Raw genomic sequence first — 24,851 nt, forward strand, 5'->3', positions numbered from 1 at the left:
GCCACGTGGACCTTGTCATTGTCCGGGTTACCGACGAAGCCGCCCCACACTCAAGGAGTGCGGGGCGGCCGGGTCAGCCCTTGACGCAGACCACCTGGCGCAGGTGGGCGACGACCTCGACGAGGTCTGTCTGGGCGGCGATGACCTCGTTGATGTCCTTGTAGGCGGCCGGGATCTCGTCGACGACACCCCGGTCCTTCCGGGACTCGACGCCCTGGGTCTGGGCGATGAGGTCCTCCTCGGTGAACAGCTTGCGTGCCTTGGACCGGCTCATCCGCCGCCCCGCTCCGTGGGATGCGGAGAAGAACGACTGCTCGCTGCCCAGGCCCCGGACCACGTACGATCCGGTGCCCATCGAACCCGGGATCAGGCCGAGGTCGCCGGCCCCGGCCCGGATGGCGCCCTTACGGGTCACCAGCAGCTCCAGGCCGTCGATCGTCTCGGTGGCCACATAGTTGTGGTGGCAGCTGATCGGATCGTCGAAACGCACTGCGCGGGTGGGGAAGCTGTCGCGGATCGCGTTGCAGATGAGCGCCAGCATCACCTGCCGGTTGCGGGCCGCGTACTCCTGCGCCCAGTCCAGGTCGTGCCGGTAGGCGTCCATCTCCGGGGTTCCGGTGAGGAAGACCGCCAGGTCCCGATCGGGCAGGTCCGCGTTGTGCGGCAGCTTCGCGGCCACCGACATATGCCGCTCGGCCAGTTCCTTGCCGATGTTCCGTGACCCGGAGTGCAGCATTATCCACACCGCGCCCTCGTCGTCGAGGCACACTTCTGCGAAGTGGTTGCCCCCGCCCAGGGTGCCGAGCTGCCTACCGGCCCGGGTATCGAGTTGCCGCACACCGCGATGCAGGTCGGTGAACCGGCCCCAGAAGGCGTCCCAGCCCCGGCCGACGCGCAGGGTGCGCACGTTCACCGGCGTCTTGTGCGACTGGAACCCGACCGGCACGGCCGCCTCGATCGCCGACCGGATACCCGACAGGTCGTCGGGCAGGTCGTCGGCGGTGAGATCGGTTCGTACGGCCGACATTCCGCAACCGATGTCGACACCGACGGCGGCCGGACACACGGCATCGCGCATCGCGATCACCGAGCCGACCGTCGCGCCCTTGCCGACGTGGACGTCGGGCATCACCCGGACCCCGTGCACCCAAGGCAACTCGGACACCCGGCGCAGCTGATTACGAGCCTGATGCTCGATGGACTCCTCGTCCGTCCACAGCAGCGTGGATGCCTTGGCGCCCGAGAGGGGCACGGGAAAGCTGGTATTCATGACTCTTCCTGAACTCTGGTGCACCCGCCTCGTGCGGGGCGCAGATCACCGTACGACACGTACACCGATGCCGTCCAAGGCTTTTCGATGCGTCAGGAATCGAGGAGTTCGACGCTGGTCATGCGGTGCAGCCAGAACTGGCGCGGGTCATCGACACCGGCCTCCTCGGCGAGAAGCTGACCGGCGCCCAGCGTCTTGGGGATCACCACGTGTTTGCTGGCCGACCCGTGCGAGTCGACGTAGCCGATGAGGAGCCTGCGGCCGGCGCGCAGCGCGAGCTGGATGAGGGCGGTGGCCGATTCGCCACCATCGGTGGCGCGGACCGGCTGACCTTGTGTGCCGGTGGAAGATACGGCGCCGGCACGGTCGCTCGCCCGCAGCCGGCTGATCACCTTCTGCAACTGTTCCTCGGTGGCCGCGGCCCGGCGGGGTGTGGCCTGCCGCGGACGCCGCGACGCGCCGACCCGGCTGCCGGTTTCCCGCAGGTCGACCAGCGCACCCGACGAATCCTCGCCCGCCGGAGCGAAACCCGCGCCGCGCAGCGCCTCGATCACCTCCCGCACCTCCGCGTGCGCCACCGCGACCGTCGGGGCCAGCGCCCGCAGCGCGAGGCGGCCCGCGACGTCGCTGCGCAGGACCGCCGCCAGCGTCGCCGGATCCTCGCACCGCACGAACGACGACGCCACACCCACCCGCAACTGCCCGTGCCTGCGGGCGACGTCCTCGATCAGATAGGTGAGCGACTGCGGGACCGGGGTACGCGAATGCGTGGTGAGCATCGAGATGAGTTCGCTGCTGCCGCGCCCGGTGTCCAGGGCGCGCCGCACCGTGGCCTCGGTGATCCGGTACACCGATGCGGCGCCGCCGGATTCGAGGTCGGCGACGAGTTCGACCTGTTCGGCCAGTTCCGGGGTCATCGGCCCCGGCACCATCAGTGTCAGGTCGGCCTGGGTCAGGAAATGATCGACGGGCTCGGGCAGCGCCTTGTGCATGGCGGTGACCAGCGCCGCGTCGTCGGTGGGCCGGTCGGGTGCGAGGGCGGTGCGGCCCACCGCAGTCAGGCAGCCGTGCGCCACCAGACCCACCTCACGTGCCTCCCGCAGCGTCTCGGACACCACGCGGTGGGTGAGCCTGCGCATCTGCCGCGGGTGCGACCACACCAGCACCTCGCACAGGTCGGTCACCTCCCAAGCCCGCGCGGGGCCGGCCTCGGCGAGGGTTTCCAGGATGGTGCGGCGCTGCACCGCTGCGTACGCGTCGAACAGGTCGGCGGACAGGGCGGCGAGCGCGTTGCCGTCGCGGTCGGGGGCGCCGATCTGCCAGGGTCTGCGCGGCATGTCGAGCCACGCCGACGCCAGCACCGACCACTGCCGGTCCGGACCCTGATGCAGCCATGCGTCGGCGGCGCCGGTGGGCGCGAAATACTGCTCGCCGGTGTCGCCGGGCGGCGGGGGATCGGGCAGACCGGAGTCGATGAGCCGGGCGTGCGAGAGCAGTTCGACGATCAGCCCGACGCGCTGCGGATCGAGATCGGCGGCCTTCGCGACACGCCGCAGCTCCCGCACGCCGAGCGCACCGGACCGCAGGATCGCGGCCGGGGCGGCCCCGAGGATCCGCAGGACCGTGGTGGTGTGCCGGAGCAATTCGATCGCCTCACCGCCGGCCGCGGCCTCCACATCGGCGGCGGAGAACCGCGAGGTCGCGGCCTCCGGTGCCGGCCGGCGCAGATCGTCGGCGCGGATCGGTGCCTCCCCGCGCAACAACTGCCCGACCATCGGCGGCAGTTCGACGGTCTGCTCGTCGACGCGCGCCAGCAGACCCAGCGCGATGAGCCGGGGGATCGGGCGGGCCGGATCGGCGTCGGCGGCGGCATCCCGGGTCCGGCCCAGCGCCGGGCCGCGCGAGAGGGTGCCGAGCAACTCGCTTTGCCCCTCGTCGAGACCGTCGAGGAGCGCGCGGATCTCGCCGGTCGGGCGGCCGGCGAGCGGACCGGTCAGGTGCAACGCCTTCCACGGCAGCGCCGCCGGGGTGTGCACGCCGATCATCAGTTCCTTCGGCCCGCCCCACACCAGCGCCCGCCGCCGCAGCGTGTCGATCCGGCTCAGCACGTCGGCACGATCGGCGCGCTTGCCGAGAGCCTTGACCACCGCGGTCGAGGTCACCGGAAGGACGGTGCGGACACCGGAATCGGGGGTCGAGAGCCGGACGAGCTGTTCGAGGACGGCGACGGCCAGAACGTCGAGATCCTCGCCGGCGAGGGTGATGGACGCGGCCGACAGCGCGCGCTGGCCGAGGACCCCCGAACCCTGGGGCGGGGGCGCCGCGAGATCGGGCCGGGCGATGAACAGCGCGACGAGTTCGTCGTCGGATCGGGCGGCCAGATCCCCGGCCAGACCGATGCGCTGATCATCCGCACTCATTCGGCCGATTCTACTGACACGGCCCCGGGGGGCTCATGGCAGAATGACCGTCGTGGCCAACAACAAGCACGCCAAGAAGAAGAATCACTACATCGACAACGGCTGGCCGGTCGACGACGAGGGCGGCCATCAGCACGCCGTCTCCGAGTTCGCCGCGAGTGTTCCCGGTGCGCTGTCGCCGTTCGGTGATGTGACGTTCCCGCTGCCCGCGGAGAACCTGTCGTTCGTGCAGTCGCACACCGTCGTCAATCGCTGATCCGACGGTGAGCGACCCCGGGCACACGCCCAGCCTGTCTCATATCGACGGGTCGGGAACCGCCCGCATGGTCGACGTCGGCGACAAGGCGACGACGCGGCGGCGTGCGGTGGCCGGCGGCACGTTCCGCACCACCTCCGAGGTGATCGGGCTGCTCGTCGACGGTGAGTTGCCGAAGGGTGACGTGCTGGCGACGGCCCGGATCGCCGGGATCATGGCCGCCAAGCGGACCGACTCGCTGATCCCGCTGTGCCATCAGCTGTCGTTGTCGTCGGTCGACGTCGAGTTCACCATCGACACCGACTGCATCGCGGTCACCGCGACCGTCGCGACGTCCGGTCAGACCGGGGTGGAGATGGAGGCGCTGACCGCCGTCGCGGTGGCCGGCCTGACGCTGCACGACATGGTGAAGGCCGTCGACCGCGCCGCCCGGATGGACAACATCAGGCTGCTGTCGAAGACGGGGGGCAAGTCGGGGGACTGGTTTCGCGACCGCACCCCGTGAGGACTCCCGATGAGCGCAGCAGCAGGACAACCCCGGCGGGTCGCGCACGTGGTGGTGGCCTCCACCCGGGCCAGTCGTGGTCTCTACCGTGACAAGACCGGACCGCTGATCGAGGAGTGGCTGGCCGCGCGCGGCTTCACCGTCGCCGAACGTACCGTCGTCGCCGACGGTGAACCGGTGGGTGGGGCGATCCGCACCGCGATCTTCGAACAGGCCGACCTGGTGATCACCACCGGCGGCACCGGACTCTCGCCCACCGACCGCACCCCCGAATACACGCGCCCGCTTCTCGACGCCGAGATCCCGGGCCTCGCCGATGCCATTCGTGCCGCCGGCGCACCGAAGGTGCCCACGGCGATGCTCTCGCGTGGCCTCGCCGGCATCGCCGACCGCACGCTCGTGGTGAATCTGCCCGGTTCGTCGGGCGGCGTGCGCGACGGGCTGGAGGTGCTCGCGACCGTGCTCGACCACGCACTCGACCAGATCGCCGGAGGCGACCATCCACGCCCGGAGGCGACCTCGTGACTGTCCCGATCCGCACCGCGGTCTCCGAGGCACCGATCTCCCAGCGTGAGCACGAGGACGAGGTGACCGGCCTGTCCGGCGGTGCCGCGGGTGCGGTCGTCGGATTCGGTGGCATCGTCCGCCATCACGACGGCAACCATGACGACGTGGTCGCCCTGTCGTACTCGGCGCATCCCAGTGCCCCCTCGGTGCTGGCCGCAGTCGTCGAGGAGGTCACCGCGGCCGCCGGTGACGGTGTCCGGGCGGTGGCGGTGTCGCATCGGGTAGGCGACTTGTCGGTGGGGGATGTGGCGTTCGTGGTGGCGGTGGCGGCCGATCACCGACGGGAGGCGTTCGCGCTGTGCGCGGGTCTCGTCGACGAGGTGAAGGCGCGGTTGCCGGTGTGGAAGCACCAGACGTTCGCCGACGGCACGGATGAATGGGTCGGCTGCGCCTGAGTGGTGCTGTTCTCCACACTGCGCGCCTGTCCGGGATAGCAAAAGCCTCCGCACGGACAACATCAACGTGCGGAGGCCTTTGTATGTGAGGGCGTGTCGCCCTGTTGTGGCGGAGCGCTGCTTACTTGGGCAGCTGGCTCTCGTGCTGGTTGAACAGGGCGATCTGCTCGGGGGTGAGCTCGAAGCCGGTCTTCTTGGCGGCAGCCCACATCTTGGTGATCTCGGGGTGCACGTTCAGCGACTTCAGGGCCTCGTCGAGACGCTTCTCGACGTCACCGGTGTTCTTGGCCAGGTTGTCGGTGACCTTCTTGATTTCCTTCGGAGCGTCCGGGACGGTCACCTTGGGAGCCTGCGGTGCGGGCTTGGGTGCCTCGGGGGCGCTGCGCTGGGTGGGGCCGGACAGGACCGTTCCGCAGACGGGCCAGGCGCCGGGGCCCTGGCCGGCGAGCACACGCTCGGCGACGACGATCTGCTGCTCGCGGGTGGCCAGGTTGGCGCTCGGGGCGAACTCGCCGCCGCCGTAGCCGGACCAGGTGCTGGGGCTGAACTGCAGGCCGCCCTGGAAGCCGTTGCCGGTGTCGATGGCCCAGTTGCCGGTGGACTCACACTGAGCCACCTGATCCCACTCCGCGTCGGTGGCGGCGTGGGCCGATCCGGTGCCGAGGAGGGCCGCTCCGCCACCGAGGACGGCGCCGGTGAGGGCGACCTTGGCGACGGTCTTACCGGCGGTGCTGGTTGTCTGCTTGCGATGACGTCCGGACATAGGTGTGTAGATTCCTCTCTCCACGCGCCTACGAAGTCAGCTGTCGGGTTCGAGCGAGAGGTTGCTCGGCCAGGTGTCGTGCACCCGGCTTGACCCCAAGGGCATCGGTGGTCCGATGCCCGGTCTCGTGATGAGGGTGGGTCCCCCGTCCTCGCTCCTGAAAGTTCGTGTCACGTCCGGGGGTGGAGCGAGGCTCGGCGCGACCGTCCGGACGTTATGTATTTGTTTCGTGCGGTTGATCGTTAGTGGAACGATCGATTCGTAGACTACGGCTTTCGCTCCGGGTATTCACCCATGTCGACGTAAGTTTTTCAGGGATGGTTCCAGGGCCTTTGGGTACGGAAATCGCGTCCGCCCTGCTCACGGGTCGATAGTCGACTTGTATCCGTCTCGTTATCTTGCCGTGATGTGATGAAAGTCACAACGAAATAGGTGAGGTCACCCGCCCGCGAACGGTGGGAGAACGTCGAGCGACGTGCAGTCACCGACACCGGCGGCCCTGTCGCAGAACGCGATCTCGTCGCGCAGATACGAGCAACGGGCCAGCACGCGGTGCAGTTCGTCGTTGCCCGCGGAGAGCAGATCCTCGAGCTCCCCGAGCGTGATCGCCGGGTCGATGTCGACGACGGTCGACTCGGTACCCGACGCCGCGCGCGCGGCAGCGAAAAACCGGACAGTCAGCCGCATCGTCTCAGCCGCCGATCGCCGACATCGGACGGTCGGGCTGGTGGAATCCGGGGTCGTTCACACCGTGACCGGGCGCCTTGTCCCAGGTGTTGATCCGCCACGCCGCCGCGATAGCGGCGTCGACCTCAGTGGATGTGCCGCCACTGCCGCGCAGGATCGACCGCAGGTCGGTCTCGGAGTTGGCGAACAGGCAGTTGCGCACCATGCCGTCGGCGGTGAGACGGGTCCGGTCGCAGTCGCCGCAGAACGGTCGGGTGATCGAGGCGATCACACCGATCCGGGCTGGTCCGCCATCCGCCGCCCGAAAGCCGTCGACGATCCAGGTGTCGGCCGGGGCGCTGCCGCGTGGCCGGGTGTCGTCGGTGAGGGGGAACTCGGTGCGCAGGGTGGCCAGGATGTCGTCGGCGGTCACCATCTGGGCCCTGCTCCAGCGGTGATCGGCGTCCAGTGGCATCTGTTCGATGATCCGCAGTTGATAGCCGTTGTCGAGGCAGAACCGCGCGAGTTCCGGCAGCCGGGCCAGGTCCGACCGGTCGGGGACGACCGCGTTCACCTTGATGGTGCCGATGCCGGCCTCGCGTGCCGCGGCCAGTCCGTCGATGACGTCGCGCAGCCGGGCCCGGCGGGTGACCTGGGCGAACCGTTCGGGGTCGACGGTGTCGAGCGAGATGTTGATGCGGTTCAGTCCCGCCGCGACCAGACCGTCGACGCGGCGGCTCAGTCCGAGGGCATTGGTGGTCAGCGCGATCTCGGGCCGCGGCCGCAGCGCGGCGACACCCGCGATGATCGTCTCCAGGTCGCGGCGCAGCAGCGGTTCGCCGCCGGTGAAGCGGACGCTGCGCACCCCGAGATCGCGCACCGCCACGGTGATCACCCGGATGAACTCGTCGGCGGTCAGCACGGCGTCGGTGCCGAGCCAGTCCAGGCCGTCGGCGGGCATGCAGTAGGTGCAGCGCAGATTGCACCGGTCGGTCACCGAGACCCGCAGGTCGCGGACCACTCTGCCGTAGCGGTCGATCAGCCCCGCGCCGTCGGCAGGCGCCGGTACCGCACTCGCCTCGATGCGGCGGAGCGGTGGCATTCCGAGCGGGGTGATGGTCATCGGTGAGCGGGCTACGTTCCCGACGGCCCGTCGCCGGCCCGGGCCTCGGACGGGCGGGACACGAGAGTGCGGAACCCGCTGGCATGGAACACAAGCGGCTCGACTCCGGGATCGGCGTGGAGTTCGTTGATCCGCAACAGCACCAGGGTGTGGTCGCCGGCCGGGATCTCGTTGTACAGCGTGCACGAGAGGCTGGCCGCCGCGCCGGGCACGAACACCGCACCGGCCTCGGTGTGCAGCGGTTCGATCCCGGCGAAGCGCAGGTGCGCGGGTCCGGCCAGCTGACGGCACAGGGCCGACTGCTCGCTGGCGAACACGCTCACCCCGACCTCGGCGACGCCCCGCAGCTTCGGCCAGGTCGTCGACGTGTTCTGCACGCACAGCGACACCAGCGGCGGATCGAGTGAGACGGTGGTGAAAGCGCTCGCGGCCATCCCGACCGGTTCGTCGTCGACGCGGCTACAGATGGCGACGACACCGGACGGGAAGCAACTGAACGCGCGCCGCAGCACCGCCGAATCCGCGGCGGGTTCCAAGGTCGTCAGGTGTCGTGTCTGTGTCCTGGACGAAGGCGTTTCAGTGGTGTGTGTCATCTTTCGATCCTCACCGAATCTCCCGTGCCGAACGGAATGCAAAAATCAGGCCGAGTACAAAGCCGAGCGGTGCGCACATGGTGAGCAGGTAGACGAATGTCGGCGCCGTGCTGCCGTCGGCGACGACCGGTGTCAGGAACAACACGACGACCGCGACGATCCCGATCGCGAAGACGACACCCGCGGTGATCAGTCCCACCGGGGTGCGCTGCGAGCGTTCGGTGCTCTCACTGTGCATACCCACCACGGTAGAACACCGTGAACAGCCGTGGGGTGGCCCGGCATCAGGCTGTGACCGTTGGGGGCGGCGGTATTGGCGTGACGGGGGGTACGGGTGCCCGGTAGACTGGTGGCGACGATGCGCCTTGCTCGAAGTCATGGAGCCGAATCTGTGATGGAGCGGGCGCTTTTCACTGTGTCCGAACACCTCGGGCGCAGGGTTTTTCGGACACAGGTGAGGGTGAGCACAGTGCCTACCGGCAAGGTCAAGTGGTACGACGCGGACAAGGGCTTCGGTTTTCTGTCGCAGGAGAGCGGCGAGGACGTGTACGTCCGCGCCGGTGCGCTCCCGGAGGGCGTCGAGGCGCTCAAGCCCGGACAGAAGGTGGAGTTCGGGATGGCCGCGGGCCGCCGCGGTCCGCAGGCGCTCAACGTGACCGTTCTCGACCCCGCACCCAGCGTCACCCGCAACACCCGCGAAGCCGCCCGCAACCAGGCCCGCAAAGAGGCCAAGCGGCACACCCCCGACGAGCTGCACGGCATGGTGGCCGACCTGATCACCCTGCTCGAAGGCAAGGTGCAGCCCGACCTGCGCAAGGGTCGTTACCCGGATCGTAAGACCGCACAACGCATCTCAGAGGTCGTTCGGGCCGTGGCACGCGAGCTGGAGGCCTAGTCCCCGGTGTAGGACTCGGTGGGCCGGGTGTCCGCGGCGATGATCGCGCGGGCCACCGGCACGCCGTCGGCGTCGATCTTGATCGACGGCAGCTGGATCTCGATGTTGGTGAGGATGTAGTCCGGGCGCGAGTGCAGCACCATCGTGAAGGTGCTGCCCGATGTCCGGATACCTCCGTCGCGGGTGGGGCCGTGCGGGGTCAGGTACTCGGCGACCACGTTCCACGGCCGCTCGGCGATCGACGACGGCACCGACAGCACCACTGATTCGCCCACCTCAACGGGCACCCGGGGCACCTTCATCTCTTCCATCCGGGCCGGTGAGCACTTGGTGAGTTCGAGGGTGCACCAGCGTGCCGGTTCGATGCGGGTCAGCGTCCCGCCCACGGCCAGCGACACCTTCGGCGGATGCTCGTCCTCGTCCTGTCCGGTGAATCCGTCGGTGAGAAATGCCACAGCGCCGCCGACGATGGCCACGAAGGCCACGGCCACCACCGCGATGATCACGAGCGCCTTGCGTTCACCACTGCGCAGCTGTCCGAGATTCACGTGCGGGGTTTTCCTCTTCTGCCGGTGGGATGGGTGCGATGGGTGCTCGGACGCGCCCGGTCGGTCGGGGACATCCGGTCCGTCGAGGGGGTCCGGTCACCCGGGGGCATCCGGTCGGTCGGGGCGGCCCTGGGACCCTGAGGATGTGTGCCCGGGGCTCCCTCGGGGCGGTGGATGGCCCCGGTCGCAGAAGCATAGTCGGGCCGGTTGCCGCCGAAACCGGGGACCAGCGTCGATCCGCGGGTGGTGAGGATCGTCTGCACGGTCCCGATCGCCATCACCCCGGCGACGACGCCGAAACCGATCGACAGGGTGGTGGGCAGCAGCACACCGAGTGCGGCGCCGAGCACCCAGCCGAACTGCAGGACGGTCTCCGACCGCCCGAACGCCGACGCGCGGGACTGCTCGGGCAGGCCGTCCTGGATGGTCGAGTCAAGGCACACCTTGCCGATGGCGCTCATCCCCGAGGCCACCAGGCCCGCGGCGACCGCGCCGAACAGGTTCCCGAACAGCGCCGCGAGCAGTGCGATCGCGCAGCACGAGCTGGTGGCGATGACGATGATGCGGGGCGGGTTCCGCAGTTCGACGCGGGTGCCGAGGCCGTTGCCCAGGGCGTTGCCGACGCCCGCCGCGGCACCGACCGCGCCCACGGCCGCGAGCTGCATGAGCCCGGACTGTTCGCCCTGCGCCTTGGCGTAGAAGGCGATGTACAGGGTGAGGAAGCCGGTGAGGACGCGGATCGTGGCGTTGCCCCACAGCCCTGCCACCACCACGCGGCCCAACGGCTGACGGATGGTCTGCGCGATGGCGCCGGCCATCTGTCTGCCGCGTGCGGACATGGTGCCGGCACCCGCGCCGGTGCCTTCGGCGCCGTGCGTGAAGCGCGCGTCGTCGCGCGGGGGCGGCGAGGTGGCGGGTTCACCGTGATAAGAGAAGGTGGTGGGCACCTCGCCCTCGGTCGACTCCACCCACGCCGGGATGCGCATGCAGTACACGGCGCCGGCGACGCCGAGGATGCACAGCCACACCAGGGCGCCCGGCAGATGCAGGGGCAGCAGCTTGGACAGCAGCATCTCGAACACGGCGGCGACGGCGCCGCCGGCGATGGTGCCGAAGATCAGGCCGAAGGTGGTCAGTCGCGAATTGACCCGGGGCAGGTCGATCGCGGGCGGCACCACACGCGGGGTGACCGCGGATTTGAGCACGCCGAACGACTTGGACAGCACCATCAGGCCCAGCGCACACGGGTACAGCACCCACGGGTCGTAGTGCAGCTGACCGGACGCGGAGTTCCAGTCGCTGTTGGTGATGATCAGGATCGCCAGCAGGCTGCGCAGGCCGAAGGTGGTGGCCATCGCGATGCGCCGGCCGCGCTGCAGCCGGTCCAGGACGGGACCGATCAGCGGGGCGATCACCGCGAACGGGGCGATGGTCAGCGCCAGATACAGGGCCACGCTGACCTTCGACTCGCCGGTGGCGGCGGCGAAGAACAGCGTGTTGGCCAGGGCGACGGCCATCGCGGCGTCGACCGCGAAGTTGGTGATCACCGGGATGGTCAGCGCGGTCATGCCGGAACGGTCGGCGCCGTCGGCGGTGGCCGCCTGATACACCTTGTCGGCGAGCATCTTGGAGAAGTACTTGCCGCGCATCGCCGCCACCCTGGTGACGGTCAGCTTCGACGGCGAGGCGGTGGGCTTCGTCGACGGCCCGTTCGGTTGCTGACCGGGTGCGATCGGGTCGGTCGGTTCCTCACCCGGACGAGCGTGGGACTGCCGGTGGTGCAACGGCGACAGGTGCGGGTTGTGGGTGGGCGGCGGCAGATATGCCTGGTCGGCCGGGCCCCGGCCCGTGCCGGTGCGTCCGCTCTGGCGGGAGTTGCGCCGCGTGGCCTCGGCCGGATACCCGTCAGCGGAGCGATCCGGCGGGTAGTTGACCGCGCCCGGATGCTCGTCGAACGGGCGGGTGGTCGGGGTGCTGTGGGGGGCGGGAGACGAACTGCCGGGTCTCGTGGTGCTGCCGAGGCTCGACGTCCGTCCGGCCCGGCCGAGGCGATCACCGTCCGTGGTGGCCTGGCCGGATTCCTCGCGCCGGGGATGCGGCGGCCGGTTGCGTCGATTCACACTGTCGATTGTTCCCTAAAGGTGTGACGGCATGCCGCAACCACGTAGGTGATGTTGCCCCGCGGCGGGCGCACGGAGGTCCGCGTCGGCGCCGCATCGGGGCCGCGAGTGGAATGCGGAGCGCTCCGTATTGCACACTGGTACGGTGACTGATCCAACTGGTGGTGACCGGCTTCTCGACGCTGTTGCGCAGGCGCGGGAGGCGCTGGTCGACGACGGTGCGCAGCCCGGCGCGCACCGGGGTGCCGTCGCCGAGGGCACCTGGGCCGTCGCCCACTATTTCGAGGCCGATCTGGTCGGCTACCGCGGCTGGCAGTGGTGCGTGGTGCTGGCCGGTGCTCCCGGATCCGATGAGATCACGGTCAGCGAGATCGCGCTGCTGCCCGGCAGCGATTCGCTGCTCGCCCCCGCCTGGGTGCCGTGGAACGAGCGGATCGCCGCCGGTGACCTGACCCCCGGCGACGTCCTGGCCGCCGAACCCGACGATCCGCGGCTGGTGCCCGGCCAGGTCGACACCGGCGACGAGTTCCGCGCCGAGAGCGAACAGACCGACCCCGACGACATCGCACAGGCCATCGGCGAGCTGGGTCTGGGCCGCAAGCGCCTGCTCAGCCGCGAGGGTCGCGACGACGCGGCGCAACGCTGGTACGACGGTGAGTTCGGGCCGACGTCGGCGATGGCTCTGGCCGCGGGCCACGCCTGCTGCTCATGCGGCTTCTACATCCCGCTCGCGGGTGCGCTGCGCGCCGGTTTCGGTGTGTGCGCCAACGAGTACTCGGCCGACGGCCGGGTGGTGTCCGCCGAATACGGCTGCGGCGCCCATTCCGATATCACCGGACCGCACGGCGCCGGTTCGCCCGCCTACGAGGCCTATGACGACGGCGCGGTGGAGATCGTGTCGACGGCGGTACGGCAGGCCGCCATCGGGCAGACCCCGGTCCGCGTCTCCGCCGAGTGACCGATGCGCGCCGCTGAGCGCGCGGGCCCGGGTTCCGATCCGTTCGATACCGCCGGGCTGCGCGCGGCGATCTGTGAGTCGTGGCAGGTCTCGCCGACCCGGCTCCTCGAGGACTGCGCCGCCGAGTCCGACCTGGTGTCGGTGGGTTACCGGGACCGGCTGTTCACCGAACTCGCCGCCAACGGCGCCGACGCCGCCGCGGCCGCCGGGGTGCCGGGGACCGTCGCCGTCTGGGTGACGGACCGGGAACTGCACATCGCCAATACCGGAGAACCGCTGACGGCGGCCGGGGTGCGGTCGCTGACGGCCCTGAGGGTATCGGCAAAGCAGGGGGTATCGGCCGAGCGCACACACGACGGCGGTGAGCATGACGGGGACGAGCATGCCCTGCCGGTGGTCGGGCGCTTCGGGGTCGGGTTCACCGCCACCGCGACGGTCGCCGACACCGTGGAGATCCGTTCGCTGTCGGGTTCGGTGGTCTTCGATCGTGCCCGCACGTGGGAGCAGGTCACCGCGATCGGCGCGGACGCCGGACTCACCGTCGCCCGGGCGCCGCTGCTGCGTCTGGCGTGGCCGTCGCGGGAGCGTCCGGCCGACGGCTACGCCACCGAGATCGTGCTCACCGTGCGGACCGGCATCGACCCCGGCGCGCTGCTCGACCGGATGGTCGCGGACGCACCGGATCTGCTGCTCGAACTGACGGCGCTCGCCGAGATCGACATCGCGGGAACATGTTTCGTCATCGACAGGCGACCGCATCCCGAGGAGCCGGAGGTCGAGGTGGCCACGGTGCGGGTGCCCGGCGGGAACGACCGCACCTGGCTGGTGTCCCGCGGTGGTTCGGCGTCCTGGCTGATCGAGACGGGGCCGGCGCACGAGGTGGTGGTCGCGGCGGGCGACGTGCTGCGGGCACCGACCCCGACGGACATCGAATTATCCCTGCCCGCGAGGTGTATCACGGACCTGGCGCTGACCCCGGACCGCCGCCGGGTGCATCCCGATGCCGACCTGTCCGGGATCGCCGACGGCTACGTCGCACTGATGCGGGCGCTGCCGGCGTCGGGCCGGCCGCTGCTGGTGCCGCGACCGGGGCTGGCGCGCAACGAGATCGATGCCCGGCTCACGTCGGCGGTGGTGGCCGCGGTGTCGGAGGGCAGGTGGCTGCCCACCGTGGCCGACGGGGACGTGGCGCCCCGGCGGGCGACACTGTTCGCCGACCTCACCGAACCACTCGCCGAGGCTCTCGGCGACCTGGTGGGTGGCCTTGCCGCCGTGGATATCTCGGTGCCGTACTACCTTCCCGAACTACGCGCGGCGGGAATCACCGAGATCGGCCTGGCCGATATCGCCGACCGCCTGGCCGGGGTCGACCGCCCGGCCCGGTGGTGGTGGCAGCTCTATGATGCGCTGTCGCCGTTGGTGTCCGGGCCGCACGAGGCCGAGGCGCTGGGCGCGCTGCCGGTGCCCCGGGCCGACGGCCGGCTCAACTTCGGCGCCCGGGGCCTGCTGCTGCCACAGGTAGCCGGGATCCGCGCCTCCTGGATCAGCACCCCCGATCCGGGTGCCGTCCATCCGCTGCTGGAACGCCTTGGTGCGCAGGTGATCCCGACCGGCGACCTGCTGGACCTGCCGGAACTGCGGGCGGCAGTCGCGGCCTGCGCCGACGATCCGGAGGAACCCGGCACCGAGACCCTCGTCGACGAGGTGCTCGGTGTGCTCACCGCCGACCCGGATGCCGTTGCCCCCGAATGGCTTGCGACCCTGCCGTTGCCCGATCAGGACGGGGAGTGGGTGTGCGCCGACGAACTGCTGCTGCCCGGCAGCCCGCTCGCCGGGGTCCTGCACGACGACTCGCCGTTCGGCACCGTCGACCCGGAGTTCGTGGCCGAGCACGGTATCGGGACGTTACGCAGACTCGGCGCGGGCTGGGGATTCCTGATCGTCACCGACGACCTGCCGGTGGCCGCCGACCACGACCTGCCCGACGAGGACCTCTGGTGGGACGGGCTGCCGGAGCCGCCGCAGACCCTGCGCGCGGTGCGCGACCTCGACCTCGTCGACCCCGGCCGCTGGCCACAGGCGCTGAGCCTGTTGGCGACCGACGACCGCACGGCGCCGCTGCTCGCCGACCGCGACGGGTACACGGCGTGGTGGTTGCGTCACCACGCCCGCGTCGACGGACATCGCCTCGGCGATTACCGGTCGCCCGACGACCCGCGGCTGGCCGGCGTTCTCGACCCCCTCGACCACCCGCACGCGGACCTGCTGGCGCCCGCGCTCGGCGGCGTCGTCGAATCGTCGGCCGACGCGCGACTGCTGCTCGACCGGCTGGCCGATCCGGAGCGGACGATCGACCCGGGCGTCGCGGTCCGCGCCTACGGGGCGATCCTGGCGGCCTGCGCGTCGGGTGCCTTCGCCGTCGACGACCTGGACGTGCCCGCGGGTGTCCGCCGGATGGACGGATCGGCGGGTGCGGGGGCCGTCGTGCTCGACCATCCGTGGCTGCTCGGTGTGCTCCCCGCGCGGCAGGTGGTGCTGTGCGGTCTGCCGGTGGACACCGGCGCCGCGGCGCTGCTCGCCGACATCCTCGACCTCCCGGTGGCCTCGGATCGCCTGCGGGCCGACGTCGTCGGCGAGGGAGCCGCGGCGACCTGGGACGATGCCGTCGCCGTGGCATTCGCGGCCGACACCGGGCGGGCGCCGGGCCACGGCGAGGTCAGGGTCCACGACACGCTGCGGGTGCGGCTGCGGGACACCGGTGTCGAGCACATCGTGCGGTGGTGGGTCGACGAGCGCGGCATCACCCACCTGGCGGCGGAGCCGTCGCGATGACGTCGATGACGATCGACCGGGAGATCACCGACTGGGTGGTCGAGCGGCGCACAGGCTTCGGTGACGCCGTCGTCCCGGTGATCAGCCACCTCGGATCGACGCTCGTACTCACCGCGGTGGCCGTCGCCGTCACCGTGTTCGTGCTCCTGCGGGGCCGGCGTGCCGACGCGGTGATGATGGGTGCCGGCGCGCTGACCGGGCTGGGCCTGATGATCGGTCTCAAGCACTTCTTCGGCAGACAACGCCCGCCGGACGTCACCAAGCTGGTCGCCATCGACAGCTTCTCGTTCCCGTCGGGACATTCGATGATGAGCGCCGTCGTCTACGGGCTGGCCGCATTCGCCCTGGTCCCGGCGTCGGCATGGCTGCGTGCGCATCGCGGCGCGCTATGGCTGGTTCCGGTGCTGGTGGCGGTCATCGGCGCCACCCGCGTCTATCTGGGCGTGCACTGGGCCACCGATGTGATCGCCGGCTGGATGCTGGGCGCCCTGTGGGTGCTGGTGTGCGTGCTCGCCGCCCGGTTCTGGTCCGCCCGCCACGACCGGGCCGGCACCGGTCTGGCGCCGCCAGGTCAGTCCAGCCCGAGCTGAGCGCCCTTGGCGCCCCGGCGGACCGCGCCACGCTGCACCATCACGATCACGGTGCCGAGCACCCCGACGGCCAGGCCCACCCAGCAGACGGTGAGCGCGCGGTCGGGTCCCACCCCGGTGACGGCCACGACGACGGTCGCCACGAGCCAGGCCACCATGCCCACCACGATCACCGGGCCGGGTGCGCGCACCGCGGCGGGCAGTTCCGGAATCTCGGGGGACTTGGATGCATCGGCCATGCGATCAGGGTAGCTTTCCCCTGTGGCTGACTCGTCTGCGCTCGACGCCCCGACACCGGGTGGGTCCGGTACCGGAGCTCTCAACAGGTTCTTCAAGATCAGTGAACGGGGATCGACGCTGAGCCGCGAGGTTCGCGGCGGCCTCGTCACCTTCTTCACGATGGCCTACATCGTGGTGCTCAACCCGATCATCCTCGGCGGCGAACACAACACCGACGCCAACGGGCACTTCCTGCAACTCGATCAGGTCGCGGCGGTCACCGCCCTGGTCGCGGGCGTCATGTCGATCATCTTCGGTATCGTCGCCAACTATCCGTTCGCGCTGGCCGCCGGCCTCGGCATCAACAGTCTGCTCGCGGTGACCATCGCCCCGCAGATGTCGTGGCCTGCCGCGATGGGCCTGGTGGTGATCGACGGCATCATCATCGTGGTGCTGGCCGCCACCGGCTTCCGCACCGCCGTGTTCAACGCCGTGCCAACCGAACTCAAGGCCGCGATCGCGGCGGGCATCGGCTGCTTCATCGCTTTCGTCGGCCTCGTCGACTCCGGATTCGTGCACCGCGTCCCCGACGCCGCCAACACGACGGTGCCCGTGCAACTGGGCACCGAGGGCAATTCCATCTCCACCGTGCCGACACTGATCTTCGTCATCGGAGTACTGCTGATGGCGGTCCTGGTGGTATGGAAGGTTCCCGGCGGGCTGCTGCTGGGCATCGCCATCATGACCGTGGTGTCGATCATCGTCGAGTCCGTCATGGGACTCGGATCGGGTGCGACGGGCAAGGGCGGGTGGAGCCTGTCGGTACCCGACATCCCCGACGGCGTCGGCGGGCTGCCCGACCTGAGCCTGGTGGGCGACGTCGACCTGTTCGGCGCGTTCAGCCAGATCTCGGTGTTCGCCGCCTGCGCGCTGGTGTTCGCTCTCGTACTGTCCAATTTCTTCGACGCGATGGGCACGATGACCGGACTCGGCCAGGAGGCGGGTCTGGCCGACAAGGACGGTGCCCTGCCGGGCATCGGCCGGGCACTGATCGTCGAGGGTTCGGGCGCGGTGGTCGGCGGTGCCGCGTCGGCCTCGTCCAACACGGTGTTCGTCGAGTCGGCCTCCGGTATCGCCGAGGGTGCGCGCACCGGTCTGGCCAATGTGGTCACCGGCGGGCTGTTCCTCGTGGCGATGTTCTTGACGCCGCTTTACAGCATCATTCCGCTCGAGGCGGTGGCGCCTTCGCTGGTTGTCGTGGGCGGCATGATGATTTCTCAGGTGCGCAATATCGACTTCACCCGATTCGACGTCGCATTGCCGTCTTTCCTGACCATCGTGACGATGCCGTTCACGTATTCGATCGCCAACGGAATCGGCGTCGGGTTCATCAGCTGGGTGGTCCTGGCTGCCGCGTCGGGTAAGGCGAAAACGGTGCATCCGCTGCTCTGGCTGGTGGCCGCGGTGTTCGTGCTTTACTTTGCCCGAGAACCCATCTCAAACCTGTTCGATTAGCAAGCGACCACACGGGCTACATGACCGGGGCGTGTCGTGGGCACTTGGTCCCCTCTATGGGCTAAAAACGGCTCTGGGTAGATTCTTTGATACGTTGCATCGACGTTGTCGATTAGTCTGTTCATCGTGAACGAGAATTACGACGCCGACCGGTTGCCGGGCGACTTGTCTCTGGTTGTTGTCCGGTTGGCTCGTCGCCTGCGGGGCCGCCGGGGAACCAAGTCCGTCTCCCTGACTCAATTGTCGGCGCTGAACACCCTGCACCACGAGGGGCCGATGACGCCGGGCGCACTCGCGATGGCCGAGCGGGTCCAGCCGCCGTCGATGACCCGGGTGATCGCCTCCCTGGCCGAGCTGGGCATGGTCCGGCGCGATCCGCACCCCACCGACGGCCGGCAGGCGATCGTGTCGCTGGCTGAGCGCGGGGTCAACGCGATCGCCGAGGAACTCGCCGCCCGTGAGGAATGGCTCAGCCGCCGGCTGGCCGAACTGAGCCCGGACGAGCGTGAGACGCTGCAGCGGGTGGTCGGCATCATGGACAAGATCATCCGCAGCGCCGACGACGTCGATGCGATCGCGCCCCGCGCGTCGATGGGCACCGTCCCGCCGCCGCCGGCCGTCATCGTCCCGGTCGCCTGATCCCCGGTTGTTACTGACCGGCCGGCAGCCCGGCCGGTCAGAAATACGTTCCGGCGAACGGCGCCCGGTCGGTCGCCAACGCTCGATCGAGTGCCGCGGTGATGTCCGGTCCCGCCGTCCACAGCCTCCCGGCCGCCGCCATCACCGACGGTGTGAAGGCGCCCAGGTAGAGCGAGCCCAGGACCGATATATCCATGCGCACAACAGGTTCAGCTGTCGATTCGGACACCTGGGCGGTGCCGCCGGTCACCTGCAGCCGGAACGTGCCGCCATGGCCCCGGAACCGGTCCTCGACCTCGATCACCACGTCGAGGTCGCCCCGGTAGCCGCGCATCTCCAGCGCCGCCGGGACGTCCAGGATCCGCAGCCACAGCTTGTCGTTGCGGGCGGTCGTCCGCACCGACCGCACGTCGGTCACCGACAGCGGCAGCGGGTCGTCGGTGGGGACGTCCACGGTCAGAGCGGTCACCAGGTCGAGGTTGAGCAGGACCCGCCACAGCTCACGATGCGCCTCGTCGGTGGTCGCGAAGAACTCGACGACCTCGGCGCGGGCGGTATGGGTGCCGGTGTCCTCGGTGGTCCGGTAGTGCGCGTAGCCGTCCCGGTGCAGCAGATAATGCCCGCCCGGCTGCGCCTGCGACGGTTCGGCGTTGTCGTCAGGCACGATGGTCCGCCAGCGGAACTCGTCCCGGTGCACCGCGCCCGGCCGCGTCCGAGTCCACCGATCATGCAGTGCAGGAAGAACTTTCGCCAAGTCAGCCGGATCGGCGAACACCACCGGCGCGGTGCCGGACCTGTCCTGCTCCGCCCGCAGATGCGCCTTGTCGAGGTTGATCGTGTACCTGTCGGCGAGGACGGCCGGGCCGAAGCCGTAGCGCTCGTAGATCGTCGCCTCCGTCGCGGTCAGGATCGCGAACGGATAATCCTCCGCCTCCCACTGATCGAACAACTCGCTGATCATCGCCCGCAGCAGGCCCCGGCGCCGATGCGTCGCAGCCACCGACACCCACGTCAGGCCCGCGGCCCGGGCGACGGGCGCCGGGGCCGGTGCGGGAGGGCCCGGCACCGTGAGTCGCATGCGGAAGAACGCCGCCACCCCGGCCAGCGACTGCCCGGCCGTGATCTCCGGGTCACGCACCACCACCACATCGCCGAACATGGCGCGGGCCCTGGCCTGCTCGGCCTCCGACAGCGGTCCCTGCTGCAGGAACGCGCGGGCGTCGTTGACGAAGATGTCCGGCCAGTCGTCGTCGCCGGCACGGCGGAGTTCGAAAGGGAATGCTGGGGTGCTCACCGCTCCACGTTGTCACAGCCTGTCAAGTCGTTTGGCACACTTGAGCATGTGTCGACCCCAGAAATCGTTCCCGAGGTGACCGACTCCGAGTCCGTTCTCGATCGGCAGCCGGTCCCAACGGGGCTGTCGGTGACCGTCATCGACATCGACGACCCCGACGACCTGCGCGTCGATGACTTCCGCGACCTCAACTCGGTCGACCGCAGGCCGGACCTGCCCGCCCTGCCCGGCGGCCGGGTCGGCAAGGGCCTGGTGATCGCCGAAGGAGTACTCGTCGCCCAGCGGATGATCGCCTCCCGGTTCGCCCCGCACGCCTTCCTCGGTGTCGACAAGCGGCTGCACGAGCTGTCGGCGGACCTGCGGGACCCGTCGCTCGCGGGGGTGCCGTTCTACCGGGCGAGTGCCGACGTGATGGCGCGGGTCGTCGGTTTTCACCTCAACCGCGGGGTGCTCGCCGTGGCCCGCAGGCCGCAGGCACTCGATGTGGCCGATGCGCTGGCCGGCGCACGGACCGTCGCCGTCCTCGAAGGCGTCAACGACCACGAGAACATCGGCAGCATCTTCCGCAATGCCGCCGGGCTCGGCGTCGACGCGGTGCTCTTCGGCGCCGGGTGTGCCGACCCGCTGTACCGGCGCTGCGTCCGGGTGTCGATGGGCCATGCGCTGCTCGTGCCGTTCGCGGGCGTCGCCGACTGGCCAGGAGGGCTGGACATCCTGCACGACAACGGTTTTCAGACCGTGTCGCTGACACCCGAGCCATCCTCCCCCGCACTCGCGGAAGCGCTGATCGACCCGGCGACCGGGGCGCCGCGAGACAAGGTCGCGTTCCTGGTGGGCGCCGAGGGGCCCGGACTGACGCGGGCCGCGATGCGCGCCAGCCACGTCCGCGCCCGCATCCCCATGTCCCGTGGCACCGACTCCCTCAACGTGGCCACCGCCGCCGCCATCGCCTTCTACGAACGGGTCAGGGCCGGTCAATGAGCTGGGCCGACGACGACGGGCACGTGGCGGGCGAGCCGACACCGTGGGCGCTCGGCCTGATCGTCACCACCGTGCTGGCCGTGTTCAACGCCGGCCTGCTGGTGGGGATCAACGAACTGATCGGCGACATCCGCTGGTGGTTCGGCTGGCTCGCGATGGCCATCGTCGCCGTCGGTATCGCCTGGACGCTGTGGGACCTGCGGATGCGTCCGGTGTGGCGCTGGCTGGTCGCCGGCAGCTACATCGGCCTGCTCGCAGGCCTGGGATCAGGCATCGTCCTGACGTTCATCCCGCATTAATATGCGCCGGGCCTCGGTTTGTGGGCCCTTGACCCCCGTTCTTCCTCCGTCGTTCGCGCGGGCTCCTTCGTCGCCCGGCTCACTCCGTCGTCCAGAACGGGGCGGGCCCACAAACCGAACCCGGCTGGGCTAGACGCCGAAGTACTGACCGAAGCGTTTGCGGAAACGGCCCTTGGGCTTGCCGGGATCCTGCGACCCCGGCGCGCCGGCAGGTGTCACCGGCACCGGCGTCTGGAACGGCGCGGGCACGGTGGTGATGAGGTCGTCCTCGGTCGGGACGTACCCGGCGGGGCGGACCCGGAAACCGGTGACCGGGATGGTCGCCGGATCGGTGTCGGTGTCGGCGAGCGGATGGGTGAACCGGAAACCGAGCCAGTCGCGGTTGGCCTGTTCGGCGAGTTCCTGCGGATGGAACGGCAGCGCCATCAGCTCCGGCTGGGTGCCGGGCGCGTAGTAGATGGGATGCTCGCCCGCCCAGAACGGCCGCTCGAACACGAACGGAAGACCTTCGTCCTCGTGGATGTCCACCGGGTCGGCCGAGAACGACCGGCGCAGCGTGCCCGCCTCCCACCGGGCGAAGGCGCCCAGCGCGGTTTCGGGATCGGTGTGCAGCAGTGTCACCACGTGACTGTTGCGCACGGCCGAGATCGTCTTGGTGAGCGTCGACGGCCGTGCGGTGGTGAACAGTGAACACACCACCACGGCCAGGCCGCCGTACGAGCCGGCGTACACGACCGAGTCGGGATCCGATTCGGACATCGCCGCCGCGGTCGCGAGGTCGGTCTCGATGGCGGGTACCAGCACCTTGTCGCCGTAGATCGACTGGATGAGCCTGCCGGCGTCGTCGGAGCTGTTGATCAGTCCCTCGCGGATGCGGACCGTGGCATCCGGTGTGTCGATGAACCAGACGGCTGTGGCACGGGCTGACACGGCTCAGCTGTGCCCGTTGCCGCGGACGCCGAGCAGGACGTCCTCCCAGGCGGGAACCGACGGGGTGCGGGATTTACGTCGCGGCTTCACTTTGGCATCGTCACCATGGTCATCGCGCGCAGGCTCCTCGTGGTCTCCGGGATCGGGGATGGCGGGTGCAGAGGCTGCCGGCGCGGGAACGGTGCGGTCCCGGCCGGTGTCGGTGTTGCCGGCTGATGCGGCGGTGTCGGCTGCGGACGTGCGGCCGCGGGTGATCGGGGTGGGCGGTGTGGCCCGGCCGGACTCGTACTGGGCGGTCTCGGTCCGGTCAGGCGTGTCCGGGTCGGGCGCGTCGTCGGAGCGGTCGTCCGCCGGTGCGTCTCCGATTCCCGTGGTGTCGGCGATCGGGTCGTCGGCGCGGGGAGCGGGCAGCACCTGCTGCGGCCGATCCTCGATCGAGGGTGCCACCGCGGAGCCGGACGGGTCGACGACCACCGGCGACAACCTGCGCCGCGGCGTGATCAACTCGGGGTGGGTGATCTCGTACGCCAGCTCGTCGAGCGGATCGGTGAGGCCGCCGTGCGATCCCGGCCGGAACCGCCAGTGCGCGTAGCAGTCGGTGTGCCCGACCACCCACATGAGCTGGATGACCCACTCGCCGTCGTCGCCCTTCCAGGCGTCCCAGTCGATGTCGGTGTGGTTGTGGCCGAAGGCGTTGAACGCCTCGGTGACCGTCTCCGACAGCGTGTATGACGACGGGCCGTCCTCACGCAGCGGATGCGACAACGCGGCCAGCTCGGTGGCGCGCTGACGTTCGAGCAGCACGGGATGGGCGAAACGTTCGATGCGTTCCATCGTGACGCCGGCGATCGCCGCCACCTCGGCGACGCTGGCCCCGCCGCGGATGCGGGCCTGGATCTCGCGCGGACGCAGCGAGCTCTCCATCTCGATCTGGATCTGCCCCAGCCGCGAGAGGTCGCCGCGGGCAGCGGCCCGGAGCCGCTCGTCGGCGACGATCACGAAACGCTCGGTGGTCTCAGGGTCCTGGCAGATGACACGTTTGCCGTCGGTGTCGACACCGACGACGCGGAGTTCACGCATCTGCTCCTCCTCCATGACCTTGAGTACGGGCATCGGACCCAGCCTAGATCAGACAGGCGTCCCCGGTGCCCGGTGACACGCACCTCATTCCGCATGTGATTGCAGTGATAGGTGATGCTACAGGCACCGGGGCATGCCGGTGCAGAAGAATCCAGACCCGTCCGGGTTCAGCCGGTGTTTCGGGGATACCCGGGTTCAGAGCTTTCCGACGACGTAGTCGATGCACTGGGTGAGCGCGGTGATGTCGTCGGGCTCGATCGCTGGGAACATGCCGATGCGCAGCTGGTTGCGGCCCAGCTTGCGGTACGGCTCGGTGTCGACCACACCATTGGCGCGCAGCGTCTTCGCGACGGCCGCGGCGTCGACATCGTCGGAGAAGTCGATGGTGCCCACCACCTGGCTGCGCAACGCCGGGTCGGTCACGAACGGGGTGGCGAACTCGCTGGCGTCGGCCCAGTCGTACAGACGCTTGCTGGAGTCGGCGGTGCGCGAGACGCACCAGTCGAGACCGCCGTTGCCCAGCATCCAGTCGATCTGGTTGCGGAACAGCAGCAGCGACGCGAGGGCCGGGGTGTTGTATGTCTGGTTCTTGGAGCTGTTGTCCACGGCGGTGGGCAGCGACAGGAACTCGGGCACCCAGCGGTCGGTCTGGCCGATCTTCTCGATGCGCTCAAGTGCCTTGGGGCTCATCAGCGCCACCCAGAGACCGCCGTCGGCGGCGAAGCACTTCTGCGGGGCGAAGTAGTAGACGTCGGTGTCGGCGGCGTTCACCGGCAGACCGCCGGCGCCCGAGGTGGCGTCGATGGCGACGAGGGCGTCATCGGAGCCGGCCGGACGCAGCACGGGAACGGCCACACCGGTCGACGTCTCGTTGTGGGCCCAGCCGATCAGGTCGACGCCGCCGAAGTCGTCGGCGGTGAGAGCGGCCGGGTCGGGGGCGGTGCCCGGGTCGGTGGAGATCACCGCGGGCGAGTCGAGGAACGGGGCCTTCTTGGACACGGTGGCGAACTTGGAGCTGAACTCGCCGTAGGTCAGGTGCAGCGAGCGGCGCTCGATCAGGCCGAACGCGGCGGCGTCCCAGAACGCGGTGGTGCCGCCGTTGGACAGCACCACCTCGTAGCCCTCGGGCAGCGAGAACAGCTGCGCCAGACCCTCGCGGATCGCGCCTACGACGTTCTTGACCGGAGCCTGGCGGTGGCTGGTGCCGAACACCGACGCTCCGGTGTCGACGAGGTACTGCAGTTGCTCGGGGCGGACCTTGGAAGGCCCACAGCCGAACCGTCCGTCGGACGGCAGCAGGTCGGCGGGGATCGTGATCGGCGCGGTCGCGGTTTCGCTCATGGCCATGCAGTTTACCGGTGTGGCCGGGGCCACTGACCGGCGTGGTCCCCGG

The 24,851-nt window shown here is 69.9% G+C and carries 26 protein-coding genes and 1 riboswitch; of the genes, 12 read left to right on the top strand and 14 right to left on the bottom strand.

Going from position 1 to position 24,851, the window contains the following annotated elements:
* Window positions 1-73: 73 nt before the first annotated feature.
* Entirely contained in the window at window positions 74-1,270 is a 1,197-nt protein-coding gene (locus GOAMR_RS14855; RefSeq protein WP_005189401.1) for an RtcB family protein, read from the bottom strand.
* 92 nt (window positions 1,271-1,362) lie between these two features.
* Complete coding sequence (locus GOAMR_RS14860) at window positions 1,363-3,690, bottom strand: helicase-associated domain-containing protein (protein WP_005189403.1); 2,328 nt, start codon at window positions 3,688-3,690, stop codon at window positions 1,363-1,365.
* 43 nt (window positions 3,691-3,733) lie between these two features.
* Here GOAMR_RS14860 and GOAMR_RS14865 point away from each other — a divergent pair, with 43 nt between their 5' ends.
* Genes GOAMR_RS14865 through GOAMR_RS14880 form a run of 4 tightly spaced genes read left to right on the top strand, consistent with a single transcriptional unit; the run spans window position 3,734 to window position 5,413 of the window.
* Window positions 3,734-3,946, top strand: coding sequence for a hypothetical protein (locus tag GOAMR_RS14865; protein WP_005189405.1), 213 nt, complete (start codon window positions 3,734-3,736; stop codon window positions 3,944-3,946).
* A 7-nt stretch (window positions 3,947-3,953) separates the two neighbouring features.
* The gene (moaC, locus tag GOAMR_RS14870) at window positions 3,954-4,451 is read left to right on the top strand and encodes a cyclic pyranopterin monophosphate synthase MoaC (RefSeq protein WP_005189406.1); all 498 of its coding nucleotides are present in this window, start codon (window positions 3,954-3,956) and stop codon (window positions 4,449-4,451) included.
* A 9-nt stretch (window positions 4,452-4,460) separates the two neighbouring features.
* Entirely contained in the window at window positions 4,461-4,976 is a 516-nt protein-coding gene (locus tag GOAMR_RS14875; protein WP_005189407.1) for a MogA/MoaB family molybdenum cofactor biosynthesis protein, read from the top strand.
* Window positions 4,973-5,413 carry a molybdenum cofactor biosynthesis protein MoaE gene (locus tag GOAMR_RS14880; RefSeq protein ID WP_005189408.1) on the top strand — a complete coding sequence of 147 codons (441 nt, stop codon included), beginning with the start codon at window positions 4,973-4,975 and terminating at the stop codon, window positions 5,411-5,413. The genes GOAMR_RS14875 and GOAMR_RS14880 overlap by 4 nt, the downstream gene beginning before the upstream one ends.
* A 121-nt stretch (window positions 5,414-5,534) precedes the next feature.
* On the opposite strand, the gene GOAMR_RS14885 is transcribed toward GOAMR_RS14880, so the two are convergent.
* The 5 genes from GOAMR_RS14885 to GOAMR_RS14905 form a co-directional block, all read right to left on the bottom strand.
* Window positions 5,535-6,176 (bottom strand): transglycosylase family protein, encoded by a 642-nt coding sequence (locus GOAMR_RS14885; RefSeq protein WP_005189411.1) that lies wholly within the window; start codon window positions 6,174-6,176, stop codon window positions 5,535-5,537.
* A 9-nt stretch (window positions 6,177-6,185) separates the two neighbouring features.
* A riboswitch (cyclic di-AMP (ydaO/yuaA leader) is annotated at window positions 6,186-6,368 on the bottom strand.
* 246 nt (window positions 6,369-6,614) lie between these two features.
* Window positions 6,615-6,863: a hypothetical protein gene (locus GOAMR_RS14890; RefSeq protein WP_005189414.1), complete on the bottom strand. Its 249-nt coding sequence runs from the start codon at window positions 6,861-6,863 to the stop codon at window positions 6,615-6,617.
* A gap of 4 nt (window positions 6,864-6,867) precedes the next feature.
* Window positions 6,868-7,965: a GTP 3',8-cyclase MoaA gene (moaA, locus tag GOAMR_RS14895; protein ID WP_005189416.1), complete on the bottom strand. Its 1,098-nt coding sequence runs from the start codon at window positions 7,963-7,965 to the stop codon at window positions 6,868-6,870.
* Between the two features lie 11 nt (window positions 7,966-7,976).
* Complete coding sequence (locus GOAMR_RS14900) at window positions 7,977-8,558, bottom strand: flavin reductase family protein (RefSeq protein WP_050942744.1); 582 nt, start codon at window positions 8,556-8,558, stop codon at window positions 7,977-7,979.
* A 10-nt stretch (window positions 8,559-8,568) separates the two neighbouring features.
* Entirely contained in the window at window positions 8,569-8,796 is a 228-nt protein-coding gene (locus GOAMR_RS14905) for a hypothetical protein (RefSeq protein ID WP_040515439.1), read from the bottom strand.
* 231 nt (window positions 8,797-9,027) lie between these two features.
* Between GOAMR_RS14905 and GOAMR_RS14910 the strand changes: the two genes are divergently transcribed.
* A complete protein-coding gene (locus GOAMR_RS14910) occupies window positions 9,028-9,453 on the top strand; it encodes a cold-shock protein (RefSeq protein ID WP_040515421.1) in 426 nt (141 codons plus the stop codon).
* On the opposite strand, the gene GOAMR_RS14915 is transcribed toward GOAMR_RS14910, so the two are convergent.
* A complete protein-coding gene (locus tag GOAMR_RS14915; protein WP_005189424.1) occupies window positions 9,450-10,001 on the bottom strand; it encodes a DUF2771 family protein in 552 nt (183 codons plus the stop codon). The genes GOAMR_RS14910 and GOAMR_RS14915 overlap by 4 nt on opposite strands.
* The gene (locus GOAMR_RS14920) at window positions 9,998-12,121 is read right to left on the bottom strand and encodes an MFS transporter (protein WP_005189425.1); all 2,124 of its coding nucleotides are present in this window, start codon (window positions 12,119-12,121) and stop codon (window positions 9,998-10,000) included. Before GOAMR_RS14920 ends, GOAMR_RS14915 begins: the two co-directional genes overlap by 4 nt.
* 145 nt (window positions 12,122-12,266) lie before the next feature.
* Here GOAMR_RS14920 and GOAMR_RS14925 point away from each other — a divergent pair, with 145 nt between their 5' ends.
* The 3 genes from GOAMR_RS14925 to GOAMR_RS14935 are packed head-to-tail and all read left to right on the top strand — an operon-like array spanning window position 12,267 to window position 16,501.
* A complete protein-coding gene (locus GOAMR_RS14925) occupies window positions 12,267-13,079 on the top strand; it encodes a DUF3027 domain-containing protein (protein ID WP_005189429.1) in 813 nt (270 codons plus the stop codon).
* Window positions 13,080-13,082: 3 nt separating this feature from the next.
* Window positions 13,083-15,911 (top strand): sacsin N-terminal ATP-binding-like domain-containing protein, encoded by a 2,829-nt coding sequence (locus tag GOAMR_RS14930; RefSeq protein WP_005189431.1) that lies wholly within the window; start codon window positions 13,083-13,085, stop codon window positions 15,909-15,911.
* The gene (locus GOAMR_RS14935) at window positions 15,908-16,501 is read left to right on the top strand and encodes a phosphatase PAP2 family protein (RefSeq protein WP_040515422.1); all 594 of its coding nucleotides are present in this window, start codon (window positions 15,908-15,910) and stop codon (window positions 16,499-16,501) included. The genes GOAMR_RS14930 and GOAMR_RS14935 overlap by 4 nt, the downstream gene beginning before the upstream one ends.
* Here GOAMR_RS14935 and GOAMR_RS14940 read toward each other — a convergent pair.
* Complete coding sequence (locus GOAMR_RS14940; protein ID WP_005189437.1) at window positions 16,483-16,740, bottom strand: DUF2530 domain-containing protein; 258 nt, start codon at window positions 16,738-16,740, stop codon at window positions 16,483-16,485. The genes GOAMR_RS14935 and GOAMR_RS14940 overlap by 19 nt on opposite strands.
* Window positions 16,741-16,762: 22 nt before the next feature.
* Here GOAMR_RS14940 and GOAMR_RS14945 point away from each other — a divergent pair, with 22 nt between their 5' ends.
* Entirely contained in the window at window positions 16,763-18,235 is a 1,473-nt protein-coding gene (locus GOAMR_RS14945) for an NCS2 family permease (RefSeq protein ID WP_005189439.1), read from the top strand.
* Between the two features lie 126 nt (window positions 18,236-18,361).
* Window positions 18,362-18,874, top strand: coding sequence for a MarR family transcriptional regulator (locus GOAMR_RS14950; protein ID WP_050942745.1), 513 nt, complete (start codon window positions 18,362-18,364; stop codon window positions 18,872-18,874).
* Window positions 18,875-18,911: 37 nt separating this feature from the next.
* On the opposite strand, the gene GOAMR_RS14955 is transcribed toward GOAMR_RS14950, so the two are convergent.
* Window positions 18,912-20,168: a GNAT family N-acetyltransferase gene (locus GOAMR_RS14955; RefSeq protein ID WP_005189445.1), complete on the bottom strand. Its 1,257-nt coding sequence runs from the start codon at window positions 20,166-20,168 to the stop codon at window positions 18,912-18,914.
* A gap of 75 nt (window positions 20,169-20,243) precedes the next feature.
* Here GOAMR_RS14955 and GOAMR_RS14960 point away from each other — a divergent pair, with 75 nt between their 5' ends.
* The gene (locus GOAMR_RS14960; protein WP_005189448.1) at window positions 20,244-21,149 is read left to right on the top strand and encodes a TrmH family RNA methyltransferase; all 906 of its coding nucleotides are present in this window, start codon (window positions 20,244-20,246) and stop codon (window positions 21,147-21,149) included.
* Window positions 21,146-21,448: a DUF2537 domain-containing protein gene (locus tag GOAMR_RS14965; protein WP_005189452.1), complete on the top strand. Its 303-nt coding sequence runs from the start codon at window positions 21,146-21,148 to the stop codon at window positions 21,446-21,448. The genes GOAMR_RS14960 and GOAMR_RS14965 overlap by 4 nt, the downstream gene beginning before the upstream one ends.
* Before the next feature lie 129 nt (window positions 21,449-21,577).
* Here GOAMR_RS14965 and GOAMR_RS14970 read toward each other — a convergent pair whose 3' ends face one another.
* The 3 genes from GOAMR_RS14970 to serC form a co-directional block, all read right to left on the bottom strand.
* Window positions 21,578-22,378, bottom strand: coding sequence for a DUF6928 family protein (locus tag GOAMR_RS14970; RefSeq protein ID WP_005189454.1), 801 nt, complete (start codon window positions 22,376-22,378; stop codon window positions 21,578-21,580).
* A gap of 3 nt (window positions 22,379-22,381) precedes the next feature.
* Complete coding sequence (gene sepH, locus GOAMR_RS14975; protein WP_040515445.1) at window positions 22,382-23,458, bottom strand: septation protein SepH; 1,077 nt, start codon at window positions 23,456-23,458, stop codon at window positions 22,382-22,384.
* A 195-nt stretch (window positions 23,459-23,653) separates the two neighbouring features.
* Window positions 23,654-24,799, bottom strand: a complete 1,146-nt coding sequence (gene serC, locus GOAMR_RS14980; RefSeq protein ID WP_040515446.1) for a phosphoserine transaminase — start codon at window positions 24,797-24,799, stop codon at window positions 23,654-23,656.
* Between the last annotated feature and the right edge of the window lie 52 nt (window positions 24,800-24,851).

It is taken from the genome of Gordonia amarae NBRC 15530 (genome assembly GCF_000241345.1).
In the GTDB taxonomy this organism is placed as follows: domain Bacteria; phylum Actinomycetota; class Actinomycetes; order Mycobacteriales; family Mycobacteriaceae; genus Gordonia; species Gordonia amarae.

Excerpts from the sequence above, each read along its gene's own strand:
- GOAMR_RS14855 (WP_005189401.1), bottom strand. The coding sequence starts at position 1,270 with ATGAATACCAGCTTTCCCGTGCCCCTCTCGGGCGCCAAGGCATCCACG.
- GOAMR_RS14860 (WP_005189403.1), bottom strand. The coding sequence starts at position 3,690 with ATGAGTGCGGATGATCAGCGCATCGGTCTGGCCGGGGATCTGGCCGCC.
- GOAMR_RS14865 (WP_005189405.1), top strand. The coding sequence starts at position 3,734 with ATGACCGTCGTGGCCAACAACAAGCACGCCAAGAAGAAGAATCACTAC.
- GOAMR_RS14875 (WP_005189407.1), top strand. The coding sequence starts at position 4,461 with ATGAGCGCAGCAGCAGGACAACCCCGGCGGGTCGCGCACGTGGTGGTG.
- GOAMR_RS14885 (WP_005189411.1), bottom strand. The coding sequence starts at position 6,176 with ATGTCCGGACGTCATCGCAAGCAGACAACCAGCACCGCCGGTAAGACC.
- GOAMR_RS14890 (WP_005189414.1), bottom strand. The coding sequence starts at position 6,863 with ATGCGGCTGACTGTCCGGTTTTTCGCTGCCGCGCGCGCGGCGTCGGGT.
- moaA (WP_005189416.1), bottom strand. The coding sequence starts at position 7,965 with ATGACCATCACCCCGCTCGGAATGCCACCGCTCCGCCGCATCGAGGCG.
- GOAMR_RS14900 (WP_050942744.1), bottom strand. The coding sequence starts at position 8,558 with ATGACACACACCACTGAAACGCCTTCGTCCAGGACACAGACACGACAC.
- GOAMR_RS14905 (WP_040515439.1), bottom strand. The coding sequence starts at position 8,796 with ATGCACAGTGAGAGCACCGAACGCTCGCAGCGCACCCCGGTGGGACTG.
- GOAMR_RS14930 (WP_005189431.1), top strand. The coding sequence starts at position 13,083 with ATGCGCGCCGCTGAGCGCGCGGGCCCGGGTTCCGATCCGTTCGATACC.
- GOAMR_RS14935 (WP_040515422.1), top strand. The coding sequence starts at position 15,908 with ATGACGTCGATGACGATCGACCGGGAGATCACCGACTGGGTGGTCGAG.
- GOAMR_RS14940 (WP_005189437.1), bottom strand. The coding sequence starts at position 16,740 with ATGGCCGATGCATCCAAGTCCCCCGAGATTCCGGAACTGCCCGCCGCG.
- GOAMR_RS14965 (WP_005189452.1), top strand. The coding sequence starts at position 21,146 with ATGAGCTGGGCCGACGACGACGGGCACGTGGCGGGCGAGCCGACACCG.
- sepH (WP_040515445.1), bottom strand. The coding sequence starts at position 23,458 with ATGCGTGAACTCCGCGTCGTCGGTGTCGACACCGACGGCAAACGTGTC.
- serC (WP_040515446.1), bottom strand. The coding sequence starts at position 24,799 with ATGAGCGAAACCGCGACCGCGCCGATCACGATCCCCGCCGACCTGCTG.